25 protein-coding genes are annotated in these 24,764 nt (G+C 68.7%); 9 read left to right on the forward strand and 16 right to left on the reverse strand.

All coding sequences use genetic code 11. The annotated features are described in order from the left end of the window. The first annotated feature begins 3 nt into the window (after window positions 1-3). Complete coding sequence (gene pxpA / locus B7P44_RS16770; protein WP_084906016.1) at window positions 4-768, forward strand: 5-oxoprolinase subunit PxpA; 765 nt, start codon at window positions 4-6, stop codon at window positions 766-768. 557 nt (window positions 769-1,325) lie between these two features. On the opposite strand, the gene B7P44_RS16775 is transcribed toward pxpA, so the two are convergent. From B7P44_RS16775 to B7P44_RS16820, 10 genes are all read right to left on the reverse strand, one after another. After that, window positions 1,326-2,474 (reverse strand): TraB/GumN family protein, encoded by a 1,149-nt coding sequence (locus B7P44_RS16775; protein WP_084906018.1) that lies wholly within the window; start codon window positions 2,472-2,474, stop codon window positions 1,326-1,328. Next, window positions 2,467-3,483: a peptide ABC transporter ATP-binding protein gene (locus tag B7P44_RS16780; RefSeq protein ID WP_084906021.1), complete on the reverse strand. Its 1,017-nt coding sequence runs from the start codon at window positions 3,481-3,483 to the stop codon at window positions 2,467-2,469. The genes B7P44_RS16775 and B7P44_RS16780 overlap by 8 nt, the downstream gene beginning before the upstream one ends. Continuing rightward, entirely contained in the window at window positions 3,480-4,478 is a 999-nt protein-coding gene (locus B7P44_RS16785; protein ID WP_084906023.1) for an ABC transporter ATP-binding protein, read from the reverse strand. Before B7P44_RS16785 ends, B7P44_RS16780 begins: the two co-directional genes overlap by 4 nt. Window position 4,479: 1 nt before the next feature. Further along, entirely contained in the window at window positions 4,480-5,397 is a 918-nt protein-coding gene (locus tag B7P44_RS16790) for an ABC transporter permease subunit (RefSeq protein ID WP_084906025.1), read from the reverse strand. Window positions 5,398-5,400: 3 nt separating this feature from the next. Further along, window positions 5,401-6,411, reverse strand: a complete 1,011-nt coding sequence (locus B7P44_RS16795; RefSeq protein ID WP_084906027.1) for an ABC transporter permease subunit — start codon at window positions 6,409-6,411, stop codon at window positions 5,401-5,403. 118 nt (window positions 6,412-6,529) lie between these two features. Beyond that, window positions 6,530-8,158 carry an ABC transporter substrate-binding protein gene (locus B7P44_RS16800; RefSeq protein WP_084906029.1) on the reverse strand — a complete coding sequence of 543 codons (1,629 nt, stop codon included), beginning with the start codon at window positions 8,156-8,158 and terminating at the stop codon, window positions 6,530-6,532. A 244-nt stretch (window positions 8,159-8,402) separates the two neighbouring features. Continuing rightward, window positions 8,403-9,710, reverse strand: a complete 1,308-nt coding sequence (locus B7P44_RS16805; RefSeq protein WP_084906030.1) for an MFS transporter — start codon at window positions 9,708-9,710, stop codon at window positions 8,403-8,405. 191 nt (window positions 9,711-9,901) lie between these two features. Further along, complete coding sequence (locus B7P44_RS16810) at window positions 9,902-10,216, reverse strand: high-potential iron-sulfur protein (protein ID WP_084906032.1); 315 nt, start codon at window positions 10,214-10,216, stop codon at window positions 9,902-9,904. A gap of 163 nt (window positions 10,217-10,379) precedes the next feature. Then, window positions 10,380-11,489, reverse strand: a complete 1,110-nt coding sequence (locus tag B7P44_RS16815) for an NAD(P)/FAD-dependent oxidoreductase (protein WP_084906034.1) — start codon at window positions 11,487-11,489, stop codon at window positions 10,380-10,382. A gap of 142 nt (window positions 11,490-11,631) precedes the next feature. Continuing rightward, on the reverse strand, window positions 11,632-12,612 hold the full coding sequence (locus tag B7P44_RS16820) for an AAA family ATPase (protein ID WP_084906036.1): 981 nt from the start codon (window positions 12,610-12,612) through the stop codon (window positions 11,632-11,634). Window positions 12,613-12,937: 325 nt separating this feature from the next. Between B7P44_RS16820 and B7P44_RS16825 the strand changes: the two genes are divergently transcribed. The 8 genes from B7P44_RS16825 (at window position 12,938) to B7P44_RS16860 (ending at window position 20,690) form a co-directional block, all read left to right on the forward strand. Beyond that, window positions 12,938-13,420, forward strand: a complete 483-nt coding sequence (locus B7P44_RS16825) for a hypothetical protein (protein ID WP_084906038.1) — start codon at window positions 12,938-12,940, stop codon at window positions 13,418-13,420. 6 nt (window positions 13,421-13,426) lie between these two features. Continuing rightward, window positions 13,427-14,251 carry an endonuclease/exonuclease/phosphatase family protein gene (locus B7P44_RS16830; RefSeq protein ID WP_084906040.1) on the forward strand — a complete coding sequence of 275 codons (825 nt, stop codon included), beginning with the start codon at window positions 13,427-13,429 and terminating at the stop codon, window positions 14,249-14,251. 61 nt (window positions 14,252-14,312) lie between these two features. Next, on the forward strand, window positions 14,313-14,960 hold the full coding sequence (locus B7P44_RS16835; protein WP_084906042.1) for a LysE family translocator: 648 nt from the start codon (window positions 14,313-14,315) through the stop codon (window positions 14,958-14,960). Between the two features lie 214 nt (window positions 14,961-15,174). Next, entirely contained in the window at window positions 15,175-15,945 is a 771-nt protein-coding gene (locus tag B7P44_RS16840) for a ferredoxin--NADP reductase (RefSeq protein WP_084906044.1), read from the forward strand. 416 nt (window positions 15,946-16,361) lie between these two features. Beyond that, on the forward strand, window positions 16,362-17,138 hold the full coding sequence (gene rqpS / locus B7P44_RS16845; RefSeq protein WP_084906046.1) for a quorum system sensor histidine kinase RqpS: 777 nt from the start codon (window positions 16,362-16,364) through the stop codon (window positions 17,136-17,138). Between the two features lie 7 nt (window positions 17,139-17,145). Further along, the gene (gene rqpR, locus B7P44_RS16850; RefSeq protein ID WP_084906048.1) at window positions 17,146-17,802 is read left to right on the forward strand and encodes a response regulator transcription factor RqpR; all 657 of its coding nucleotides are present in this window, start codon (window positions 17,146-17,148) and stop codon (window positions 17,800-17,802) included. A gap of 157 nt (window positions 17,803-17,959) precedes the next feature. Continuing rightward, window positions 17,960-19,363 (forward strand): branched-chain amino acid transporter BcaP, encoded by a 1,404-nt coding sequence (locus B7P44_RS16855; RefSeq protein ID WP_084906050.1) that lies wholly within the window; start codon window positions 17,960-17,962, stop codon window positions 19,361-19,363. 301 nt (window positions 19,364-19,664) lie between these two features. Then, a complete protein-coding gene (locus B7P44_RS16860; protein ID WP_084906759.1) occupies window positions 19,665-20,690 on the forward strand; it encodes an XdhC family protein in 1,026 nt (341 codons plus the stop codon). 21 nt (window positions 20,691-20,711) lie between these two features. Here the strand turns inward: B7P44_RS16860 and B7P44_RS16865 are convergent, their stop codons facing one another. The 6 genes from B7P44_RS16865 to fliE form a co-directional block, all read right to left on the reverse strand. Further along, a complete protein-coding gene (locus B7P44_RS16865) occupies window positions 20,712-21,452 on the reverse strand; it encodes a PepSY-associated TM helix domain-containing protein (protein ID WP_084906052.1) in 741 nt (246 codons plus the stop codon). A 139-nt stretch (window positions 21,453-21,591) separates the two neighbouring features. After that, complete coding sequence (locus tag B7P44_RS16870; RefSeq protein WP_084906054.1) at window positions 21,592-21,909, reverse strand: EscU/YscU/HrcU family type III secretion system export apparatus switch protein; 318 nt, start codon at window positions 21,907-21,909, stop codon at window positions 21,592-21,594. Then, on the reverse strand, window positions 21,906-23,243 hold the full coding sequence (gene fliK / locus B7P44_RS16875) for a flagellar hook-length control protein FliK (protein ID WP_084906056.1): 1,338 nt from the start codon (window positions 23,241-23,243) through the stop codon (window positions 21,906-21,908). The genes B7P44_RS16870 and fliK overlap by 4 nt, the downstream gene beginning before the upstream one ends. Before the next feature lie 86 nt (window positions 23,244-23,329). Next, the gene (locus B7P44_RS16880) at window positions 23,330-23,662 is read right to left on the reverse strand and encodes a flagellar protein FliT (protein WP_084906058.1); all 333 of its coding nucleotides are present in this window, start codon (window positions 23,660-23,662) and stop codon (window positions 23,330-23,332) included. Next, the gene (gene fliS / locus B7P44_RS16885; RefSeq protein WP_084906060.1) at window positions 23,659-24,093 is read right to left on the reverse strand and encodes a flagellar export chaperone FliS; all 435 of its coding nucleotides are present in this window, start codon (window positions 24,091-24,093) and stop codon (window positions 23,659-23,661) included. The genes B7P44_RS16880 and fliS overlap by 4 nt, the downstream gene beginning before the upstream one ends. Window positions 24,094-24,265: 172 nt before the next feature. Then, the gene (gene fliE, locus B7P44_RS16890) at window positions 24,266-24,610 is read right to left on the reverse strand and encodes a flagellar hook-basal body complex protein FliE (protein WP_084906062.1); all 345 of its coding nucleotides are present in this window, start codon (window positions 24,608-24,610) and stop codon (window positions 24,266-24,268) included. Window positions 24,611-24,764: the final 154 nt, after the last annotated feature.

A 24,764-nucleotide genomic window follows, 5' to 3' on the forward strand; every position in this document is an offset into this window, starting at 1 on the left:
ATCATGGAAATCGATCTGAACGCCGACCTGGGCGAAGGATACGGATCGGACGAGGCGCTGCTCGACCTCGTTACGTCGGCAAACATCGCATGCGGCTGGCACGCGGGCGGCGCGAACGCGATGCGCGACTGCGTGCGCTGGGCCGTGCAGAAGGGCGTGTCGATCGGCGCGCATCCGAGTTTTCTCGATCCCGAGAATTTCGGCCGCAAGGAAATGCAGCTGCCGGCGAACGACATCTATGCAGGCGTGCTTTATCAGCTCGGCGCGCTATCTGCGATCGCACAGGCCGAAGGCGGCCGCATCGCGCACGTGAAACCGCACGGCGCGCTGTACAACCAGGCCGCGCGCGATCCGATGATCGCCGACGCGGTGGTGTCCGCAATTCACGACTTTGATCCGTCGCTCGCGGTGTTCGGCCTCGCCAACAGCGTGTTCGTCGCGGCCGCGCGGCACGCGGGGCTCGCGGCGATCGAGGAAGTGTTCGCCGATCGCGGCTACCGCGCGGACGGCGCGCTCGTGCCGCGCAGCGAGCCGGGTGCGCTCGTCGACGACGAGGACGAGGTGATCGCCCGCACGCTCGACATGGTGCGCGACCGGCGGGTGCGCGCGGTCAGCGGGGAGTGGGTGCCGCTCAATGCGCAGACGGTCTGTCTGCATGGCGACGGGCCGCATGCGCTGGCGTTTGCGCGAAGGATTCGCGCGGCGCTCGAACAGGCGGGGATCGACGTTGTCGCGCCGGGGGCGCTGCATGCGGACGAAGGCGCGTGACGGGCGCCGTCGCAGCGGCGGCTGACTGGAAACCCGACAGAACCGCAGCGCGGCCATAGCGAATCCGGAAAAGAAAAAAGCGCCCTGGAGGCGCTTTTCCGTTGACCGGACCGCATCGATGGATGCCGGTTCGCCCAGCTGAAGCCGTCTGTCGACGGCGACCGGAAAGACCTGCTCCGGATCAAAATACGTCCGCCGCCGCCCGCTGTTGCATCCCCCGGTCGGACGACGGAACGTTGCTTATCCGCAAGTCGGCCCGCATGCAGTTGATGTCGGACGATGGTTGGCCCCGCCGTGCATGCAGACACTCCGCGGCCGGCACGCGATACACGTGCCGGCAACGCTCACCCCGCGCTTTATATTTGCTACCCCGTAGAACTTTTTCTGTTCTTTTCAATTTTTCAACTTGTGGGATGAAGAATAGAGATTGCCCGAACGAGATGTCAATCGTTTGAAACGCTATTTTCTGACGAATCGAGGGTTTTCCTTACGCCGCTCACGCGGTCCGCAGATCGCCCGTCAAACGGGGAATGATCGGCACGCGGACATCGGCGCGATCAGTTCGCGTCGACCCGGTAACCTTGCTGGCGCAACAATTCGAGCACGCCGCGCGGGCCGCCCAGGTGCAGCGCGCCGATCGCGACGAACAGCGGCCGGTTCGGCGCGGCGATTGCCGTCATCCGCGTAACGAAGCGCCGGTTGCGCTCGTACAGGATCTTGTTGTCCAACGAGGCGGACAGCGCCTTCGAACGCGTCAGGCGCTCGCTCTTCGCGACGGCCCACGCGGCGAGCGCATCGGCGTCGCCGATCCGCCACAGCCGGTGCAGCGCCTTGATGTCGGCGGCGTTCTGCGCGGGCGTCTGCACCATGTCCTGCGCGAGCATCTCGCGCTGCTCGGCGAGCGTGAGGCCGGTGAACGCGCGCATCTGCTCGGCGAGCGTCTCGAGCCCGACCACCCGGCCGCCCTTCTTCTTCAGGTACACGTTCTGCAATTGCGCCTCGGTGCCGTACTCGGTCTGCAGGCCGGCCGACAGCGAGTCGTAGGTCTCGACGACGAGCGCGGCAAGCCACGGCCGCATCTTGCGGATCTCGGCGAGCGCGGCCGCATTGCCGCGCAGCCGGCCGGCCAGCTGCTGCCACAGCGGCTCGGGCAACAGGCGCGGCAGGCACGCGTAGTTGCAGATGCCGTACTTCGATACATCGTCCTGCGATTCGAGCAGGTCGTCCGGCGACAGCTCGAGCGCGAGCGTCGGCGATGCGGCGAGCGCCGCGAGGACGCGCGGCCGGAACGGCTGCGCGGGCGGATAGTCGGACGGATCGCCGACGTGCAGCGTGCCGAGCACGTAGATCGTGACCTTGCCCTTGGTCGCGACGTAAAACGGCATCCGCGCCGGCTGCGCGCGCACCGCGCCGCTCGCGACCGAGCCGTTCGACACCGGCGGCGGGTGGAAGCCCGGCAGGGTCAGGCCGGGCGGCGGCACCTGCGAAGGATGGAGCGGCGCCGTCGCCGGCGCGCGAGCCTCGGCCCGCGCGAGCTCGACGGGCACGGCGAGGCCTGCCGCCATCGCGCACGCACCGGCCAGCGCCGCGCCGGTCACGGTGCGCACGCTCCAGCGGCGTGCGTTGCGGTACGCGCGACGCACGCGCGTACCGCCGATGCGCACACGGCGCGCGGTGGCTCCGCGCGCCGCCAGGCCTTCAGGCATTCGCCTCCCCCACCTCCTCGGCGCGATGGCAGGCGACGCGCCGGCCATCGACGTCGCGCAGTTGCGGTTCCTCGGCCCGGCAGCGCTCGACCGCATACGGGCAGCGCTGATGGAACGCGCAGCCCGACGGCGGATTGAGCGGCGACGGCAGCTCGCCCTGCAGCTTGATCTGCACGCGGCGGTCTTCCTCGAAGATCGCCGGCGTCGCCGACATCAGCGCGCGCGTGTACGGATGCCGCGGCCGCGCGTAGATCGTCGCCTTGTCGCCGAGCTCCGCGACGCTGCCGAAGTACATCACCATCACGTCGTCGGCAATGTGCTCGACCACCGCGAGGTTGTGCGAGATGAACACGTAGCTGGTCTTGAACTGCTCCTGCAGGTCCATGAACAGGTTGAGGATCTGCGCCTGGATCGACACGTCGAGCGCGGACACCGGCTCGTCGGCGACGACGATCCGCGGATCGAGGATCATCGCGCGCGCGATCGCGACGCGCTGCCGCTGGCCGCCCGAGAACATGTGCGGATAGCGCTTCGCATGCTCGGGCCGCAGGCCGACCGTGCGCATGATCTGCGCGACGCGCTGCGCGCGCTCCTGCGCGGAGAGGTTCGTGTTGATCTCGAGCGGCTCCGACAACGTCTGCTCGACGGTCTTGCGCGGATTCAGCGACGCGAACGGGTTCTGGAACACCATCTGCACGCGGCGGCGCAGCTCGGCGATCGTCTGGCGGTCCGCGCCCGCGACGTCCTTGCCGTCGATCGTCAGGTGCCCGGCGGTCGGCGTCTCGATCATCGTCAGCTGGCGCGCGAGGGTCGACTTGCCGCAGCCGGACTCGCCGACGACCGCGAGCGTCCGGCCGCGCCTGAGCGTGAACGACACGCCGTTGAGCGCCTTCACGGTGCCCTGGCCGAACATCCCGCGCTTCACCTGGTAGTGCTTCGCGAGCTGGTCGGCGACCAGCACCGCATCCTCGTCGTGCGCAGCGTGGCGCGTTTCGTTGACAGCATTCATCGTGCGCCTCCCGTCAGGTCGAGGTTGGTCAGATTGAGCGGCTTGATGCAGCGCGCGCGCATCGCGTCGTTGCCCGCCACCAGCGTATCGAGCGACGGACGCGCCTTGCGGCAATCGTCGACGACGTACTTGCAGCGCGGCGCGAACAGGCACCCGGACGGGCGATCATCGCGGCCCGGCACCATCCCCGGCAATGCGGCAAGCCGCCGCGCCCCCTTGTTGTGCTCGGGAATCGCCGCGAGCAATGCTTCGGTGTACGGATGGTGCGGCTGCGCGAAGATGTCCGGCACGCGGTTGGTCTCGATGACCTCGCCCGCGTACATCACCGCGACGCGCTGCGCGACTTCGGACACCACGGCGAGATCGTGCGAGATCAGCACGAGCGCCATGCCGCGCTCTTTCTGCAGCTTCACGAGCAGATCCATGATCTGCGCCTGGATCGTCACGTCGAGCGCGGTGGTCGGCTCGTCGGCGATCAGCAGCTTCGGGTTGCACGCGACGGCCATCGCGATCATCACGCGCTGGTTCATCCCGCCCGACATCTGGTGCGGGAACGAATCGATGCGGCTCTTCGGGTCGGGGATGCCGACCTGGTCGAGCAGCTCGAGCGCGCGGCGGTTCAGCGCATCGCCGCGCAGCCCCTCGTGCAGCTTCAGCACTTCCTTGATCTGGTAGCCGACCGTGTAGCTCGGGTTCAGGCTCGTCAGCGCGTCCTGGAACACCATCGCGATGTCCTTGCCGATGATCCGACGGCGCGCCTTCGGCGACGCCTTCAGCAGGTCCACGCCATTGAACGTGACTTCGTCGGCCGTCACCTTGCCCGGCGCGTCGATCAGGCCCATCAGCGCCATCATCGTCACGCTCTTGCCCGAGCCCGATTCGCCGACGACGCCCACCACCTCGCCCGGCGCGATCGACAGGTTGATCCGGTCGACGGCGGGCAGGCCGTTGAAATTCACCGCGAGATTGCGGATGGTCAGAAGGTTCTCGCTCATGTCAGGCCATCCGTTTCAGTTTGGGATCGAGCGCATCGCGCAGCCCGTCGCCGAGCAGGTTGATCGCGAGCACCGAGATCAGGATCGACAGGCCCGGCATCGTCACGATCCACCATGCGTTGTCGATGTAGTCGCGCGCGGAGGCCAGCATCGCGCCCCATTCGGCGGTCGGCGGCTGCACGCCGAGGCCGAGGAAGCCGAGCGCGGCCGCGTCGAGGATCGCCGACGAGAAGCCGAGCGTCGCCTGCACGATCAGCGGCGCCGTGCAGTTCGGCAGCACTTGCGAGAACATCAGGCGCAGCGTGCCGGCGCCCGCCACGCGCGACGCCGTCACGTACTCCTTCTGCAGCTCGCCGAGCGCCGACGCGCGCGTCAGGCGCACGTACGCGGGCAGCGCGACGATCGCGATCGCGAACATCGTGTTGGTGAGGCCCGGGCCGATGATCGCGACGACCGCGACCGCGAGCAGCAGCGACGGCAGCGCGAGCAGCACGTCCATCACGCGCATCACGGCCGTGTCCGCCCACTTCTGGAAGAACGCGGCGACGAGCCCGAGCACGATGCCCGGGATCAGCGCGAGCACGACCGACACGAAGCCGATCCAGAACGACATCCGCGCGCCGTACATCAGCCGGGACAGGATGTCGCGGCCGGCTTCGTCGGTGCCGAGGACGAACTTCCAGTTGCCGCCGTCGAGCCACGCGGGCGGGATCTTCACGTAGTCGCGGTATTGCTCGACCGGGCTGTGCGGCGCGAGCAGCGGCGCGAACACGGCGGCCACGATCAGCACGAGCACGACGATGCCCGCGCCGACCGCGCCGCGGTTGCGCGAGAAGTTGCTCCAGAACTCGCGCAGCGCGAGCATGCGTCCGCCGACCGGCGCGGTTTCGCGCGGCAGGGTGTTTTGCAGGTTGCTCATGGATTACCTCGTATGGCGGATGCGCGGGTTCAGCACGCCGTACAGCAGGTCGACGACCAGGTTCACGACGATCACGAGGGTCGCGATCAGCAGGATGCCGCCTTGCACGACCGGATAGTCGCGGCGGCCGATCGCGTCGATCAGCCACTTGCCGACGCCCGGCCACGAAAACAGCGTCTCGGTCAGCACCGCGCCGGCGAGCAGCGTGCCGATCTGCAGGCCGATCACGGTGACGACCGGGATCAGCGCGTTGCGCAGCGCATGCACGACGACGACGCGCGCCGGCGACAGCCCCTTCGCGCGCGCGGTGCGGATGTAGTCCTCGCGCAGCACTTCGAGCATCGACGAACGGGTCATCCGCGCGATCACCGCGAGCGGAATCGTGCCGAGCACGATCGCCGGCAGGATCAGGTGGCTGACCGCCGACTTGAACGAGCCTTCGTCCGGCGCGAGCAGCGCGTCGATCAGCATGAAGCCCGTCACGTGCGGAATTTCATATTCGACCGCGATGCGGCCGGACACGGGCGTCCAGCCCAGGTACGACGAAAACACCATGATGAGGATCAGCCCCCACCAGAAGATCGGCATCGAATAGCCGGTGAGCGCGGTGCCCATCACGCCGTGGTCGACGATCGAGCCGCGCCGCAGCGCCGCGACGACGCCGGCCGGCAGGCCGACGGCGAGCGCGAAGACGAGCGCGCACAGCGACAGCTCGACGGTCGCCGGGAAGCGCGCGAAGAATTCGCCCGCGACGCTCGTGTTGGTGATGATCGACGTGCCGAGGTCGCCCGACAGCGCGCGGCCGATGTAGTGGACATACTGCACGGGCAGCGGCTGGTCGAGCCCGAGGCGTTTCATCGCCTCTGCGTGCATCGCGGGATCGACGCCGCGCTCGCCCATCATCACTTCGATGGGGTCGCCCGGTATCAGGTGAATCAGCGCGAACGCGAGGATGGTGATGCCGATGAAGGTCGGGATCACCATGCCCACGCGGCGCAATACGAATCGGAGCATGATGCGTCTCGTATTTTCTTGTGGGAAATGTGCGACCGGCGACGAGGAGCTCGTGGCCCCACGCCGCCGGATGAGTTCAAGCCGGTCTCGGTCTTCGTGACAGCTTACGCCCGTCGCGTTACTTCACGCTCACGCCGTCGAAACGTGCGTAGCCGAGCGGCTCGATGCGCATGTCGACGATGTTCTTGCGCACCGGCTGGTAGACGGTCGAGTTCGCGATCGGCGAGAACGGCACCTGCTGCGCGAAGACCTGCTGCGCCTGCGTGTAGATCTTCGTGCGCGCATCCTGGCCCGTCGTCGAGCGGCCCTTCTGCACGAGGTCGTCGAACGGCTTGTAGCACCACTTCGAGAAGTTGTTGCCCTTCACCGCCTCGCAGCCGAGCAGCGTGCCGAGCCAGTTGTCGGGGTCGCCGTTGTCGCCTGTCCAGCCGATCAGCATCGTGTCCTGCTCGCCGGCGTGCGCGCGCTTCATGTACTCGCCCCACTCGTACGTGACGATCTTCGCCTTCACGCCGATCTTCGCCCAGTCGGCCTGGATCATCTCCGCCATCAGGCGTGCGTTCGGGTTGTACGCGCGCTGCACCGGCATCGCCCACAGCGTGATCTCGAAGCCGTTCGGGAAGCCGGCCTTCGACAGCAGCGCCTTCGCCTTCGCGGTGTCGTACGCGGGCATCTTCAGGCTCTTGTCATAGGACCATTGCGTCGGCGGCATCGGCGCGCTCGCGGCCTGGCCCGCGCCCTGGTACACCGATTCGAGGATCGCCTTCTTGTTGATCGCCATGTCGAGCGCTTCGCGCACCTCGAGCTTGTCCATCGGCTTGTGCTCGACGTTGTACGCGAGGTAGCCGAGGTTGAAGCCCGCCTGCGACGGCATGTCGACGCCCGCGTCGGCCTTCAGCGTCGCGATGTCGGCCGGACGCGGATAGGTCATCACCTGGCACTCGTTGCGCTTGATCTTCTGCACGCGCACGCCCGGATCGGGCGTGATCGAGAAGATCAGCTTCGAGATCTTCACTTCGCCCTTCTTCCAGTAGTCAGGATTGCCGTCGAAGCGGATCGTCGCGTCCTTCGTATAGCTGCGGAAGATGAACGGGCCCGTGCCGATCGGCTTCTGGTTGATGTCGGCGGCCTTGCCGGCCTTCATCAGCTGGTCCGCGTATTCGGACGACAGGATCGACGCGAATTCCATCGCCATGTTCTGGATGAACGGCGCGTTCGGTTCCGACAGCGTGAACTTCACCGTGTACGGATCGACCTTCTCGACCTTCGTGATCAGCTTGTCGAGGCCCATGTCGGTGAAGTACGGGAACGACACCGGGTAGGCCTTGCGGAACGGCTGGTTCGGATCGAGCATGCGCTGGAACGAGAACACGACGTCGTCCGCGTTGAATTCGCGGGTCGGCTTGAAGAAGTCGGTCGTGTGGAACTTGATGCCGTGGCGCAGGTGGAACGTGTAGACCTTGCCATCCGGCGACACGTCCCACTTCTCGGCGAGGCCGGGCTCGACCTTGGTGCCGCCGCGCTCGAATTCGACGAGGCGGTTGTAGACGGTGAACGTGGACGCCGTGAAATCGACGCCGGTCGTGTATTGCGCGGAATCGAAGCCCGCCGGGCTGCCTTCTGAGCAGTAGACGAGCGTTTTGTTCGGGATCTGTGCGAATGCAGAGCCCGCGACGCCGAACGATGCCGCTGCCACGCCTGCAATGGCGGTAACACGCAGGGTGTGCAACAGACGGTTATATTCCATGTTTCCTCCAGGTCTCCAGATCGGAACCGACCCTCCAGTAGGGGCCGGCGTACGCGGATATTACTTGAGCTAGCGATTCTGCAACAAGCTGGAGAAAAAACTCGTCCGGCCGCGCCGGTGCGGGTTTTCATGGATGTTTCCGGCGTGTGACAACGGCACGGGCACGCGCGAGCGGCGGTTCCGGCGATGCAGCGCGTGTTTCCTTCGGCAACTAAACAGCATCCGCGCTGCGGCGGACGGCGGCTCAGCGGCGCGCGTCCAGATCCGCGCTGCGCGCCGGCACGAACGCGACCGCGACGATCGACAGCGCGAGCCCTGCCATCACGTACCAGGTCGGCGCGAGCGGCGAGCCGGTGGCCTTGATGAGCCACGTGACGATGAACTGCCCGAAGCCGCCGAACAGCATCACCGCGATGTTGTAGGCGATCGACAGCCCGGTCGAGCGCACGTTGGCCGGAAACAACTCGGCGATCATCGCACCGAACGGGCCGTAGTAGCCCGCAAGCGCTACCGACAGCACGGCCTGCACGGCGATCAGCCGCGCGATGCTCGGCGCGGCGTCGAGCCATGCGAACAGCGGATACATCAGCGCGAACGTGATCACGAGCGACCACAGCGACAGCCCCTTGCGGCCGATGCGGTCCGACCACGCGCCCGCGAGCGGCGACAGCACGGTAAGCAGCAGGTTGCCGACGATCACCGCGTAGAACGACTGCGCATACGGCAGCTTCAGCTGCTTCACCGCGAAGGTCGGCAGATAGATGATCAGCACGTAGATCGTCACCGTCAGCGCGATCACCGCACCGAGCCCGCACAGCACTTCGCGCGAATGGCGCGTGAACACCTCGCCGAGCGTCGCGCGCCGCGCGCTCTGCTGCGCATGCAGGAACGCTTCCGAATCGGCGAGATGGCGGCGGATGTAGAAGCCGATCGGGCCGATCACGAGCCCGATGATGAACGGCACGCGCCAGCCCCACGCGCGCAGCGCGTCCGGCGTCAGGCCGCGCGTGACGGCCGCGCCGACGAGCGCGCCGATCAGGAGCGCCGCGGCCTGGCTCGACATCTGCCAGCTGCCGTAGAAGCCGCGCTTCGAGAACGGCGCCGCCTCGATCAGCAGCGCGGTCGCGCTGCCGAACTCGCCGCCGGCGGAAAAGCCCTGCAGCAGGCGGCCGAACACGATCAGCAGCGGGCCGCCGACGCCGATCGCCGCATACGGCGGCGCGACCGCGAGCAGGAAGATGCCGGCCGTCATCAGCAGAATCACGAGCGACAGCGCGGCCTTGCGGCCGGCGCGGTCGGCATACAGCCCGAGCACCACGCCGCCGATCGGCCGCATGAAGAACGCGACGCCGAACGTCGCGGTGGCCAGCAGCAGCGACGAATATTCGCTGGTCGTCGGAAAGAACAGGTCGGCGATCACGACCACCATGAAGCTGAAGACCGTGAAGTCGTACCACTCGAGCGCGTTGCCGATGACCGCCGCCGCCACCGCGCGCCGGTTCAGCGCACGCTCGGGCCCGACCGTTTTCGTTGAACCCGCAATCGTCGCCATGCGTGTCTCGCCCTCGTGAAATGGTTCTGTGCGGATGTGCGACGCGGGGTGCCGCTGCGACGCGCCGGTTTGCAGCGAGTGTAGAAAGGCGCGGAACCGATTTCAAGCAATAAAAAACGCCCGCCATCGAACGATGGCGGGCGTGTCCCGGATCGCGCGGAATTGCGGCACCGCACGATGCCGCGCGGGCGTTATGCCATCTTCGTGAACGCGCTGCACCAGCCCTTGGCCACCACCTGCTTGCCGGGGAATGCGCCGCACGGGCCGGATGCCGAGCCCTTCTTGCCCTGGTACAGCATGCAGGCCGCGCAGTCCTGGCCCGCTGCGTATTTCGGATACTTCGCCTTGTCGACCTTCGTGGCGTCCGTCTTGTAGCCGAGCGCCTGCGCGGTCGGGTCGCTCTCGGACAGCATCGGCAGATCGGCAGCCAGCGCTTCGCGCGACAGCGCCATGGCCGAGACGACGCCGACGCTCGTGATCAGGAAACTCCGACGGGAAGTTTTCATGGGGACTCGCTCCAATGTTATCGATTTGAAAGCTGCTCTAGCGACAGCCGTTCAACAGCATAACGCTCGCGCACACGAATGTGCGGCCCGAAATGCCGGAGATAAGAAATTTCGCAAAGTCGCTCCACACGGCCGCCACACCGCCGCCATCAGCCGCGCGAAATCATCCGCGCGCCGTCATCTCGCCAACCCGCTGCGCGAGCGCGAGCGCCGCGGTCAGCCCCGGCGACTCGATGCCGAACAGGTTCACGAGGCCGCGCACGCCATGCTGCGCCACGCCCTGCACGATGAAGTCGGCGGGCGCTTCGCCCGGCCCTGCGATCTTCGGGCGGACGCCCGCATAGGCCGGCTGCAGCGCATCGTCGGGCAACGCCGGCCAGTACGCGCGAATCGGTGCGTAGAACGCCTCCGCGCGCGCCGGATCGACGTCGTAGCGCAGCGTGTCGATCCACTCGACGTCCGGCCCGAAGCGCGCCTGCCCGGCGAGGTCCAGCGTCAGGTGGATGCCGAGCCCGGCGCGGTCGGGCACCGGGTAGATCAAATGCGAGAACGGCGCGCGCCCGGACAGGCTGAAGTAGTTGCCGCGCGCGAGATAGAGCGGCGGCACCCAGCGCGGATCGAGTCCGCGCGTGCGGCGCGCGAGCGCCTGCGCGCCGAGCCCCGCGCTGTTGATCACGCACGCCGCCTCGATCTCGGCCGGCGTGTCGCCGCCGGTGCGCACGACGAAGCGCGCGCCGCGCAGCACGTCGATCGATTCGACCGGCGACTTCAGCGCGCACACGGCGCCGTTGCGTTCGGCGTCGCCGAGCAGCGCAAGCATCAGCTGATGGCTGTCGACGATGCCCGTGCTCGGCGAGAACAGCGCCTCGACGCATTCGAGCGCGGGCTCGAGCGTCTGCGCCTCGCTGCGCGTGAGCGGCATCAGGTCGAGCACGCCGTTCTCCTCGGCGCGCGCGGCGATCGCCTTCAGCTGTTTCACCTGCGCGGCGGACGTCGCGACGAGCAGCTTGCCGACGCGGCGATGCGAGACGTGATGGGTTTCGCAGAATTCGTACAGCAGGTCGCGGCCGTGCACGCACGCCATCGCCTTCAGCGAGCCGCGCGGATAGTAGAGGCCCGCGTGAATCACCTCGCTGTTGCGCGCGCTCGTGCCGGTGCCGATCGCATCGGCCGCCTCGAGCACCAGCGTCTCGCGGCCGCGCGCGGCGAGCTCGCGGGCGATCGCGAGCCCGACGACGCCCGCGCCGATCACCACACAGTCCGTCTGCTCCATGGCTTTTCGCGTCGTTATCGCGTCGAGGGAGAGAAGACGATTGTACGTCCCGGCCCGTACGCATGCAGGACACATGTGTAGCCGGATGTATCTCGCCGATCCCGCGTCGCCGACAACAACGTCTCTCCCTGTATCCCGATTGTCAGAACCCGATCGGGCGGCGCTTCGTCGCGCCTTCGTCCGCGCGGATGTCGCGCGCCTCGATCGCATCGCGCCCGTCGAGGCGCGCGGCGCCGAACGCGTGCAGCAACGCACGCCGCATCGTGCGCGGCGGCGTCGCGGCGAGCACGTCGAGCGCGTCGTCTCCGAGCGTGTCCGGAAACCGCCGGCCCCATGCGTGCGACGAGCGGATCTCGTCGTAAATCGTCTGCGCGATGCGGCGCGCGCCGGCCGCGTCGGGCGGCGCGATCTCGTACACGTTCATCCGGTTCAACAGCGGCTCCGGAATCGCCTGCGCATCGTTCGCGGTCGCGACCCAGATCACGTTGCCCGCATCGATCGGCACCTCGGCGAATTCGTCGACGAACGCGCGCGCGGTGTCATGCTCGAGCAGCGCATACAGCGCGCCGAGCGGATCGTATTGCGCGTCGCTGCCCGCCTTGTCGATCTCGTCGACCGCGATCACCGGGTTCGCGTAGCTGCCGTTGACGAGCGCATCGAACACCCTGCCCGGCTTCGCGTTCTTCCACTGCGACGACGCGCCCGACAGGATCCAGCCCGCCGTCAGCGAACTCATCGGCACGTAGTGATACGACGTGCCGAGCAACTGCGCGAGCGCCTTCGCGAAATACGTCTTGCCGATGCCCGGCGGGCCGAGCAGCAGGATCGGCATCAGTTCGAGCCGGTCGTCCGTTTCGAGGCACAGCGCGACCTGCTTGCGAACGTCGCCGAGCGGCTCCGTGAAATTGGGCAGCGCCTCGCCCAGCGCGTCGAACGACGGCATGCGGTTCGGCTTCACGCAAAAGCGCAGGTTGCCGGTCTTGAGCATCCTCTCGTAGGTGGCGCGCAGTGCGTCGCTCGCGCCGTCGTTCAGGTCGTTCAGCGCCGTCTCGACCTGCTCGAGGTCGTACACCGTGCTGAAGGACGCCACCGCCAGTTCCTGTTTCACCATCGCCGTCGTCATACCAACCTCGCACCCGCTTGCTTGCCGCCCCATCAGACCCCTTCGATTTCAGTGTAGCGGTCCAGCATCCCGGTGCAAGCAAGCAGCCGCGCGCGTGTGCTGCTAACAGCGGGCGGGCGCGCAACTTCCGCTTCTTCGGTGCGCGCGCCGGTCGCGAACTCCACGCGTTTTTTGCTTGAAAACGCGCAATGCGCACTTACCTTTCAAGCAGGACCGCATCGCACGACACACGCGTCGCGCCACATCCGGTCGCATCGCCGTCGATGCCGATCGGGCGTAAGATGTGCGTCCGTTTCCCGCTACACCGCGATTCCGGAGAGGCTTCATGCTGAAACACGGCCTGGCCGTCCTGCTGGCGAGCGCCGCGCTCGCCGCCCATGCGCAGAGCCCCGCGCCCGCCGTCGTCGCATGGGAGATCCAGGTGGTGCGCGACGGTCAGACGATCGACACGTTCCAGCAGAAGACCACCGTGGGTCAGACCCGCACCGACACCCATCGTTATCCGTCCGCCGTGCCCGTCGGCTGCGGCGACAAGGCGCGCGTCGTGCCGACCGAGCGCTCGCGCTCCGTCACCGTCGCGCCGCTCGCGCTCGACACGAATGCGATCTCGCTCGCGCTCGACGTGCAGGAAACGCTCGACGACCCGGGCGCAAAGCCGAGCGACCCATGCCTGCCGAGCTCGCCGCGGCAAATCGTCGCGAGCCATCCGGGGCTGTCGGTCGGCGGCGACAACTGGACCGACTGGACGCTCGTCGAGCAGCGTCCGCAGCTCGTGTACCGCGTGCGCGCGCACGTCAGCAAGGACTGAGCCGACATGCACGCGCCCGATGCCCTGTCCGTCCCGTTCGCCGAGCCGCACGCCGCACCCGACGAACTCACCGCGGTGAGCTGGAACCTGCACAAGGGCCGCTCGCCGCTCGGCTTCACCGCGTGGAATGCGATGCGCGACTGGATGCAGTCGACGCACGCCGACGTGTATTTCCTGCAGGAAGCCATGGCGCGGCGGCTGCCGCGGCCCGTGCTCGCGCCCGGCTTCGGCGCGCCGATGAACGATGCGTACGACGACGTCTGGCATTGCCAGGCCACCGAGATCGCGCATGCGCTCGACTGGCAGATCGCGCTCGGCCCGAACGTGTTCAAGCCGTCGTGGCGGCACGGCAACGCGATCCTGTCGCCGCATCCGCTCGACCTCGGCGGACGCTGGGACATCTCCGCGCACCGCTTCGAGCGGCGCGGCCTGCTGGTCGCGCGCGCGACGCTCGCCGGCGCGCGCCCCGTCACGCTGCTGTGCGCGCATCTCGCGCTCACGCGCGCCGCGCGGCTGCGCCAGATGCACTGGATCGCGCACTGGATCATGCGCCACGCGAAGGACGGCCCGCTCGTGCTGGCGGGGGACTTCAACGACTGGCGCAACGATTCGATCCCGCTGTTCGGCGAGATCGGCCTGACCGAGGTCGCGACGCTGCTCGGCGAGTCGGGACGCACGTTCCCGGCGTTTTCGCCGGCGCTCGCGCTCGACAAGATGTTCGTGCGCGGGATGACGCCGCTCGAATGGAACGCGCCGTCCGGCGAGACCGCGTGGCTGTCCGACCACCTGCCGTACATCGCCCGCCTGCGCCTCGATCCGCCGCAGACCTGACCGACGCGGCGGCGCCCGCGCTACAGTAGCGGCTCGTCTCCGTGCCCAAGCCCGCGCCGCCATGACCTACCTGCCGATCCTGCTGCAAATCGCCGCCGTCTACCTCGTCGCGCTCGTCACGCCGGGCCCGAACATCTTCATGATCTCGCAGCTGTCGATGTCGGGCCGGCGCAGTCTCGGCGCCGTGTCGGCGCTCGGCGTCGGCACCGCGTCGGTGACCTGGGCGACGCTCGCGATGCTCGGCCTCGCGGCCGTGCTGCACCAGGTCGAGTGGCTGTACGACACGATCCGGATCGGCGGCGCCGTGTACCTCGTCTATTTCGGCTTCAAGCTGCTGCGCGCGAGCACGCGGCGCGATCCGGCCCCGGACGCTGCGACAGCCGCCTCCGCGACGCTGCCGCCGCCGGATGCGCGCGCCCATCTGCGTGCATATCGCACCGGCCTCGTCACGTGCCTGACGAACCCGAAGTCGTGCGCGTTCTGGACCAGCGTGTTCGCGGCGATGCTGCCCGCGCACGTGCCGCTGTGGTTCGACGGCGCGGCGCTGCTGACGATCGGCACGATGTCGGTCGGCTGGTACTGCAGCGTCGCGTACCTGTTCGCGAGCCCCCGCGCGCAGCGCGGCTACCGGCGCGTGCGCCGCCCGCTCGACGCGCTGTGCGGCGCCGCGCTCGTCGGCCTCGGCGCGAAGCTCGCCGCCGAGCGATGAAAGCATATCGAAAGGCAACGTTGCGCCAAATCCGCGCATCCGCCGGGGGCAAGCGCGCGATTGGCGCAGTCAAGGTAAAATAAATAGTTCTTCAAACGTCTGTCATCGAGAAGGCGCGTGTTCGGCGCGCCGGCCGGCCGATCCCCGGATCGGGTCGACGCCCTCGTTTTTCGCCCATTGCACGCGTTAGCTACGCGCGTCAGTTTTTACAGTCATGAGCAAATACGACACCGCCACCGTCCAATCCGTCCACCACTGGACCGATACGCTTTTCAGCTTCACCTGCACCCGTGAGGCGAGCCTGCGCTTCAACAACGGCGAATTCACGATGGTCGGCCTCGAGGTCGACGGCAAGCCGCTCGCGCGCGCCTACAGCATCGTCAGCCCGAACTACGAGGAGCACCTCGAGTTCTTCAGCATCAAGGTCCAGAACGGCCCGCTGACGTCGCGCCTGCAGCACCTGAAGGTGGGCGACACGGTGCTGATCGGCAAGAAGCCGACCGGCACGCTCGTCGCCGACAACCTGCTGCCCGGCAAGACGCTGTGGATGCTGTCGACCGGCACGGGCCTCGCGCCGTTCATGTCGATCATCCGCGATCCGGACATCTACGAACGCTTCGACAAGGTCATCCTGACGCACACGTGCCGCCTGAAGGGCGAGCTCGCGTACATGGACTACATCAAGCACGACCTGCCGGGCCACGAGTACCTGGGCGACATCATCAAGGAAAAGCTCGTCTACTACCCGACGGTCACCCGCGAGGAATTCGAGAACGAAGGCCGGATCACCGACCTGATCTCGACGGGCAAGCTGTTCACCGACCTCGACGTCCCGCCGTTCTCGCCGGAACACGACCGCGTGATGCTGTGCGGCAGCACCGCGATGCTGAAGGACACGACCGACCTGCTGAAGCAGGCCGGCCTCGTCGAAGGCAAGAACAGCGCGCCGGGCCACTACGTGATCGAGCGCGCGTTCGTCGACTGATCTACCCCCGAAACTTGCGCACCATCAAAGACCGGAGCTTTCGCTCCGGTTTTTTTTCGTCCGCGCTTGGCGAATTCGTAACAATCGACGACCATCTATCTCAAATAGTTACATTTGGACGCGGCGCTTGCGGCGGATCGTGTGTCAGTGTTTTTCCTACAACAGTTTCATCAGGTTTGTTCACATTTACCCTGAAATGTCCCGTCCGTCATGCCTTCCGACGAAGTTTTGAGATACTATGCGCGGCGCGCGGTTGCAATTCGGATGCGCATTGAAGGGTCGGATCAAGGTGTTACAAGATGTAAATTTTGTTACCCTGACAGGCGACATTTTCCGTCCGGCAGCTGCCTTTTCGGCGGCTTCCGGCACACGCCGCCGACCGGTGTCTGAATCGCCTTCTGACAGCAGGGAGAGTCATGGATACGTCGCTTAACGCGCCCGAGAGCGCCCACGCCCCGTCGCCCTACACGACCGCCGCCAGCCGCGATGCGCTCGCTGCGCGGATCACCGAACTGTCCGCCGCATTGTTCGCCGCCGACGAAGCGGCCCGCCGCCATCTGGCCGGCGAGCTGCACGACGGGCTCGGCGCCGAACTCACCGCCGCGCGCTTCGCGCTCGCGAACATCGACACCTGGCTGCCCGCCGACGCGCCCGAAGGCTGCCGTCGCGCGCTCGAGCTCGCGCAGCGTGCGCTCGACGCCGCGACGGACGCAAATCGCCGGCTGATCGACGCACAGGACACGCCGGCGCTCGACGGGGGGCTCGTGCGCGCGCTGTCGGCCTGGATCGACGGCCATGCGGAACACACCGGCCTGCGCACGAGCTTCGTGTGCGCCGCCGACGCGCGCCTGCCGCAGCTCGCCGGCCCGGGCGCGCTGGCAATCTTCCGCGTCGCGCAGGAAGCGCTGTCGAACGTCACGAAGCATGCGCGCGCGACGTCGGTCGACGTGCGAGTCGAAGCGGACGGCACGCACCTGTCGCTGATCGTCGCCGACGATGGGACCGGTTTCTCGCGTGCGCACCGCCACGGCTACGGCCTCGCCGGCATGCGCGCCCGCTGCGAGGCATTTGGCGGCGGCTTCGAGCTGGCCTCGCCGGCCGCCGGCCGCGGCACCCGGCTCGCCGCGCGGTTCGCGTGGGACGCGCTGCTCGCGGCGCCGGCAACGGCGCGCCGCGCTGCCTCGATTTCGTGAGGGCGCCATGAGTCTGAACATCCTGCTCGTCGACGACCACGCGATCGTCCGGCAAGGCATCCGGCACCTGCTGGTCGACCGCGGCGTGGCCCGCGAAGTCACCGAGGCGGAAACCGGCGGCGAAGCGATGGCGGCCGTCGACAAGCGCGAATTCGACGTGATCCTGCTCGACATCTCGCTCACCGACATGAACGGCATCGAGGTGCTCAAGCGCGTGAAGCGCAAGCTGCCGCGCACGCCGGTGCTGATGTTCTCGATGTACCGCGAGGACCAGTACGCGGTGCGCGCGCTGAAGGCCGGCGCGGCCGGCTACCTGTCGAAGACGGTCAACGCCGCGCAGATGATCTCCGCGATCCAGCAGGTCGCCGCGGGCCGCAAGTACGTGAGCCCGGCGATGGCCGAGGCGCTCGCCGAATACGTGTCGTTCGAGAACGAGCCGCTGCCGCACGAGAAGCTGTCGGACCGCGAGTACCAGACGCTGTGCATGCTCGCGTCCGGCAAACGGCTCACCGACATCGCCCACACGCTGTCGCTGTCGGTGAAGACGGTGAGCGTCTACCGCACGCGGCTGCTCGAGAAGATGCGGCTGTCGAACAACGCGGAACTGACCTTCTACGTGATGAGCAACCAGCTCGTCGACATGGCGCCCGCCTCCGGCGCCTGACGCCCGCGCGCCCCGCGTGCAAGCGCTTGTTTTAGCGGGCGATTCCGCCGCGCGATGCTGCGCTGCGGCGGGTCGTCCCGGCCAAATCGGCTAAAATACCCGGTTTTTCACTCACTCAGCGCCCCCGCGTTTGCGCGGGCCGGCGATCTCATCCGCAATGTCTCTCTTCCGCAAGAAAAACGTCGATCGCATGATCGCCGGCGCGCACGCCGCCGGGCTCAAGAAAGCGCTCGGCGCGATCGACCTCACCTTCCTCGGCATCGGCGCGATCATCGGCACCGGCATCTTCGTGCTGACCGGCACCGGCGCCGTGCAGGCCGGCCCCGCGCTGATGCTGTCGTTCGTGATCGCCGCGATCGCGTGCGGCCTCGCGGCGCTGTCGTACGCCGAGTTCGCGTCGACGATTCCGGTCGCCGGCTCGATCTACACGTATTCGTATGCGACGCTCGGCGAGCTGGTCGCGTGGATCATCGGCTGGGACCTGATGCTCGAATACGGGCTCGCCGCGTCCGCCGTGTCGGTCGGCTGGTCCGGCTACCTGCAGTCGCTGCTGCAGGGCTTCGGCGTCACGCTGCCGACCGTCCTGACCGCCGCGCCCGGCGCGGTGCCCGGCGTGGCCACGTGGTTCAACCTGCCGGCGTTCCTCGTGATGCTCGTGATCACGACGCTGCTGTCGATCGGCATCCGCGAATCGACCCGCATCAACAACGTCATGGTGTTCATCAAGGTGTCGGTGGTGCTGCTCGTGATCGCGGTCGGCATCTTCCACGTGACGCCGGCGAACTGGCAGCCGTTCATGCCGCACGGCTGGAACGGCGTGTTCGGCGCGGCTGCCGTGATGTTCTTCGCGTTCATCGGCTTCGACGCGGTGTCGTCGGCGGCCGAGGAAGTGAAGAACCCGAAGCGCGACCTGCCGATCGGCATCATCGCGTCGCTCGCCGTCTGCGCGATCCTGTATGTTTCGGTCGCGGCGGTCGCCACCGGCATCGTGCCGTCCGCGCAGTACGCGAGCATCTCGCACCCGATCTCGTACGCGCTGCAGGTCGCCGGCCAGAAGTGGGTCGCGGGCTTCATCGATCTCGGCGCCGTGCTCGGCATGCTGACCGTGATCCTTGTGATGAGCTACGGCCAGACCCGCATCATCTTCGCGATGTCGCGCGACGGCCTGCTGCCGGCGATGCTGTCGCGCGTGCATCCGCGCTTCGCGACGCCGTTCCTGACGACCTGGCTCGTCGGCCTGTTCTTCGGGCTGATCGCCGCGCTGGTGCCGCTCAACGTGCTCGCCGAGCTGATCAACATCGGCACGCTCGCCGCGTTCTCGATGGTGTCGGTCGCGGTGCTGGTGCTGCGCCGCACCCATCCGGAGCTGCCGCGCGCGTTCCGCTGCCCCGGCGTGCCGGTCGTGCCGATCCTCGCGGTCGCGTCGTGCCTGTTCCTGATGCTGAACCTGGAGCCTGTCACGTGGATCGCGTTCGGCGTGTGGCTCGTGATCGGCCTCGTGATCTACTTCGCGTATTCGCGCCGTCATTCGAAGCTCGGACACGGTCACGAAGTGCACTGAACGCCGCCGATGCGCGCGCCCGCCGCGCGCATCGGTGCGACGCCCCCCAGAGCCGGATGCCGGCCCTGCGCGCGGCTCTCCCTTCCCCGCCGCAATCCGCTGCCGCGCCCGCGGCACATCACACCCCGCCGCGTCGTTCCCGCGCTCGATTTCTATCCGATCGTCGTGAAGTTTTGCCCATTCCTCCGGATTCGCCCGGCCGAGCCGCGTGGCGCCTGCACGCGCTCGCCGCGCGGTTCATAATCCCGCCATCGAACGGCGGCCCGCACCGGCGGGACCGTCCAGCAACAGGAAACGGATGATGGAAAGCGTCGATCTCGATGTATTGAAAACCAGCGCGCGCTGGATCGAAGAAGGCCGCCGCGTGCTGCTCGTGACGGTCGTGAAGACGTGGGGCTCGTCGCCGCGCCCCGAAGGCGCGATGCTCGCGGTGCGCGACGACGGGCTCGTCGTCGGCTCGGTGTCGGGCGGCTGCATCGAGGACGACCTGATCGCCCGCGTGCATGCGAGCGGCATCGCGGCCGACGCGCGGCCGGAAGCGGTGAAGTACGGCGTGACGGCCGAGGAGGCGCACCGCTTCGGGCTGCCGTGCGGCGGCACGATCCAGCTCGTGCTGGAGCCGCTGACGCGCGACAGCGGGATTGCCGCGCTGTGCGCGGCGGTCGAGGCGGGCCGCCTCGTCACCCGCACGATGACGCTCGCGACGGGCCGCGCGTCGCTGTCGCCCGCGCAGGCGACCGACGGCGTCGCGTTCGACGGCGAACGGCTCGTGACGATCCACGGCCCGCGCTACCGGATGCTCGTGATCGGCGCAGGACAGCTGTCGCGTTATCTGTGCCAGATCGCGGTCGGGCTCGACTACCAGGTGACGGTGTGCGATCCGCGCGACGAATACACGGACGCCTGGGACGTGCCGGGCACCCGCGTCGTGCACACGATGCCCGACGACACCGTGCTCGAGATGCAGCTCGACGCGCGCTCGGCGGTGATCGCGCTCACGCACGATCCGAAGCTCGACGATCTCGCGCTGATGGAGGCGCTGAAGACGCCCGCGTTCTACGTCGGCGCGCTCGGCTCGCGGCGCAACAACGCGGCGCGGCGCGAGCGGCTGCGCGAATTCGACCTGAGCGATACGGAACTGGCGCGGCTGCACGGGCCGGCCGGCATCTACATCGGCAGCCGGACGCCGCCGGAAATCGCGATCTCGATCCTCGCCGAGATCACGGCCGCGAAGAACCATGTGTCGCTGCCGACGATCCTGCAGGTCGAAGGCGCGAAGGCCGCGCGCGAGATCGCGGCGCGCGGCGGCGAGGCCTGCGGCATCTGAGCCGCGGCCCTGCGGCGGCCGCTAGACGAGCCCCGCGGCGAGCGCCGCCGCGACCGAGCCGGCCACCAGCACGACGCCGACCGTGCGGCGTTTGTTCAGCTCGGTCCACAGCAGCACGCCGGTCAGCGACAGCAGGATCAGCGAGCCCGCGATCGTATCCATCAGCAGCACCCAGCCGAGGTTCATCCCGACGCCGCGATGCAGGTTGTTCAGCGTCGTCAGGAACGAGTTGCCCGTGCGCTTCACCGAGACGTAGCCGTTGCCGACCCAGTATTCGGCCTGCAGGTTCTGGTGCGGCCCGAACAGCCCGAACTGCCAGTGCTCGGGCTGCATCACGCGCCGGTCGCCCCATGCGACGGGCTGCGCCGGGTCCTTGCGCACCCGGCCCGGGCGGCCGTCGAAGCGCAGCTCGCGCGCCAGCCACTTCGTCATCGCGGCGGGCGTCGCGGGCGCCGGGTTCGGCAGCGCGAGCTGCATCTCCTCGACCTGCGGCTCGCCGGTCGGGATCTTCAGCGGCGGCGCGCGGTGATTGAGCACGATGCCCGTCACGCCGAACAGCAGCCCCAGCACCGCGCCCCACAGGCCGACCCAGCCGTGCACCTTGCGCAGCCACTTGATGAAGGTCGCGCGGCGCGAACGCTGGCGGCGCGCGGCGAGCTCGTCGCCGGTCAGCGGGCGCGCCGCCGCAGGATGGGGCAGCACGTTGACGCCCGCTCGGGGCATACCCGCCTGGGGCGTATCGATCGTTTCGGGCGCGTTCACGCAGGGAATTCCATTCGTTCAAAACGACGGGCGGCGCGCCGGTCAAGCGCGCCGCCCGCGAGGCATGAAAATGAGAATGGATATCATTACATAAATTGCAGCCGGGCTCAATCGGCGGGCCCGCGCAGGTCCGGCCGCGTCAGCGCAGCCGCGGCAGCGGAAAGTCCGGCGGCGTGCCGCCTTCCGCTGCGTCGGCGCGCTCGAGCGCGTACAGCCACGCGAGCAGGTCAGCGACCGCCTGATACAGCTGCGGCGGGATCCGGTCGTCGAGATCGACCTGCATCAGCAGCGACACCATCTCCGGCGCGGTGTGCACGTAGAGCCCCGCATCGCGGGCGCGGGCGACGATCATCTCGGCGACCGCCCCGTAGCCCTTCGCGATCACGCGCGGCGCGGCGTCGCCGCCCTTCGCGTCGTAGACGAGCGCGGCCGCGCGCTTGCGGGACGACCCGCTCATCGCGCGCCTCCGTCGTCGCCGCTGCCGCCGCCGCGCGCATAGGCCGCCGCGGCCGCCTTCGCGGCGATCGCGTCGAAGCCGTCCGGTGCGCCGTCGACCGCGCGGATCGACAGCCCGCCGACCTGCAGCCCCGACGCCTCCAGCCGCTGCCGCAGCGCGCCCTCGTGCCGCGCGAGCCGGCCGGCGCCGGCCTCGTTCGCGCGCAGCCGTGCGACGAGCTGCTCGCCGTTCAGCACCAGTTCCGCATCGACCATGCCGAGCGACGGCAGCGTGAGCGTGAGCCGCGTGCGCCACGCGATGCCGTCGCCGGCGTCGTCGCCGCGCGCCGCGTGCCCGCCCGAGTCGTCGGGCTCGATCGTCCAGTCGAGCCGCGCGCCCGGCCACGCTTCGCCGATCCAGCGGAACTGGTCGGTCGCAAGCACGTCGAGCTGCTGGCGCACGAGCGGCACGGCGGCCGGATGCACGGTCGCGGGCGCCGCGCCCTGCGCGTCGGACGATGCCGCGTCGGCCAGCGCGGCGCGCGCGGGGGGCCAGCGGGACTCGGCGGCTTCGGGGCGCGCGTCGGCGGCGAGGCGAGCCTGCGCCGTGTCGGGCCCGAGGAAGTCATGCGCGGTTGGGCGCGGCGGCACCCCGGCCGGCGCGCCCTGCCCCGGCGCCTGCTGGGCCGCCGCGCGAGGCGCGGGCGACGGCAGCGGCAGGCGCGCGTCGAGCAGGTCGTCGAGCGCCCTGTCGGCCGCCGGCGGATGCGCGTCGGCGGGCGCGAGCAGGCGCGCCTGCGGCTCGCGCGCGAGCGCCGCGAGCGGCCGCTGTCCGGCCAGCCATTGTGCGAGATGGGATTCGTAGAACAGGCCGCTTTCGCTCACGGCCTGCGCGAGCGCGGCGCGCAGCGCCACGACCGGCGGCGTGGCCGACGCGTCGTGCGCCGCCTGCGCGGCCGATGCGGCCTGGCCGGACGGGAACGCCGCCTGGCGCGCCGCGTCCTGCGGCGCGGCCGCGCGCGCGCCGCCCGGCGCCTGCGCGGCCGGATCGGCCAGCAGCATGGTCGGATCGGCCAGCAGCGGCGCCTGGCCGACGACTGCCGGCGTCGCGTCGCCGCCGAAACGGGAGATCGCGTCGAGCACGAGCCCGACTTCGGACAGCGCCGTCTGCGCAGACGCTGGCGGGATCGACGCCGCGGGCGGCGCCGGCACCTGAGCCGCCAGGGAAGCGCCGGCGGCCTGCGCGCCGACCTGCGCGGCCGCCCCGCCGCCGGACGGCGGCGACACGACGCCGGTCAGCAGGCTGTCGAGGCGACTGGCCAGCAACGCGGCGGCTACGGTGTCGATACCGGTCATGATCGGAACCTGCTCACCTATGCAACATCGATGCGAATGCGGAAAACGCGCAAACCGGCGGCGCCGGGCGCGCGCGATCCGCGCCGTCAGCCCCGCGCGCGGTACAGGTCGGTCAGCACTTTGGTCGAGCGCTGCGTCTCGAACAGCGCGGACAGCCGTGCGATCTCCGGGCTCGCGAGATCGCGGATCGCGGCGTCGTCGGCCAGAATGCGGCGAATCAGGTCGAGCTTGCGGGCGAGTTCGTCCTCGCCGAGCGCGATGCCCTGCCCGGCCTCCTTCAGCCCGTCGACGAGCCGCAGGTATTCCTCCTGCAGCCCCGACAGCGCGTTCCAGTCGGCGTCGCGCGCAGCGTGCAGCATCCGGCCGGACACGGCCGCGATCGCCTCGTAGCGCGCGAAGTACTCGTCCTTCCGGTTCATCTTTGCTGGTCCGCGGCCTGTTGTGCGGCCATCCGCGCGACTTCCGGGCCGATGCCGATCCACGCTTCCTCGAGCGTCGCGAGCAGCCCGTCGACCTCGACCAGCATGGCCTCGCTGCCCTGCGCGTTCGCCTGGAGCAGGCGCTTGCCGATGTAGGTGTACAGCGCATCGAGGCGCGCCGCGATCTCGCCGCCCGCTTCGCGGTTCAGCGACGTCTGCAGGCCGCTCTCGACGATGCTGATCGCCTTGCCGATCGCCTCGCCGCGCGCCGGGATGTTGCCCTGCTGCAGATGCATGCGCGCGAGCGCGATGGCCTTCCGCGCGCCCTGGTAGAGCATCGCGATCAGGCGATGCGGGGACGCGCCCATCACCCCCGTCTCGACGCCGACGCGCGCGTACGCATTGGCTCCAGCGTGTCCTGGGGAAAACATGCGCTTCTCCTTGTTGATGCGTTGGATCTGGATAGCCTGCGCCCGCAGCGCGGCTGACTCCCGGAGTTATCGGAAAGGAAGTTAAAAGCTTTAGGCAGAACCGAGGGCCGCCGGATGGCCGCCCTCCGGGATCGCCGGCCGCCGGAGCGCCGGCCGCCGGGTGGCCGGCCCGTCAGACCGGCATCTGCATGACTTCGTTGTACGCGGTCACGAGCTTGTTGCGGACCTGCAGCCCGAACTGGAAGCCGATGTTCGCCTTCTGCATGTCGACCATCACGTCGTTCAGCGAGATGTTCGGCGCGCCGACCTCGAACGCGTGCGCCTCGCCGAGCGCGTGCTGCTGATCGCCGCTGATCTTGTCGAGCGACGCCTTCATCGCGCTCGCGAAGGTTCCGGCGGTCGCCGCGCCGGACCCGGCGACCGCCGCGGTCGGGCTGGCCGTGCCGTTCGCCGCCTGCGCCGCCATCGCCTGCATCTGTTGCAATACCGAACCGATTCCGCCGACGTTCGCCGTCATGCTGTCTCACCATCAAAAAAGAGGGCCCGTTCGGGCCGGGCCGGGCGGGCCGTCGGCGCGACCCGCGCGCGCCCGCCATACCGGATCGCGAAAAAGCATAGCAGCGCACCGTCCGGCAAAGCCGCGAAAGTACGGGGGAAACCCGGCTCTTTTC

Origin of the sequence: Burkholderia ubonensis subsp. mesacidophila, assembly GCF_002097715.1 — a bacterium.
GTDB classification, from domain to species: domain Bacteria; phylum Pseudomonadota; class Gammaproteobacteria; order Burkholderiales; family Burkholderiaceae; genus Burkholderia; species Burkholderia mesacidophila.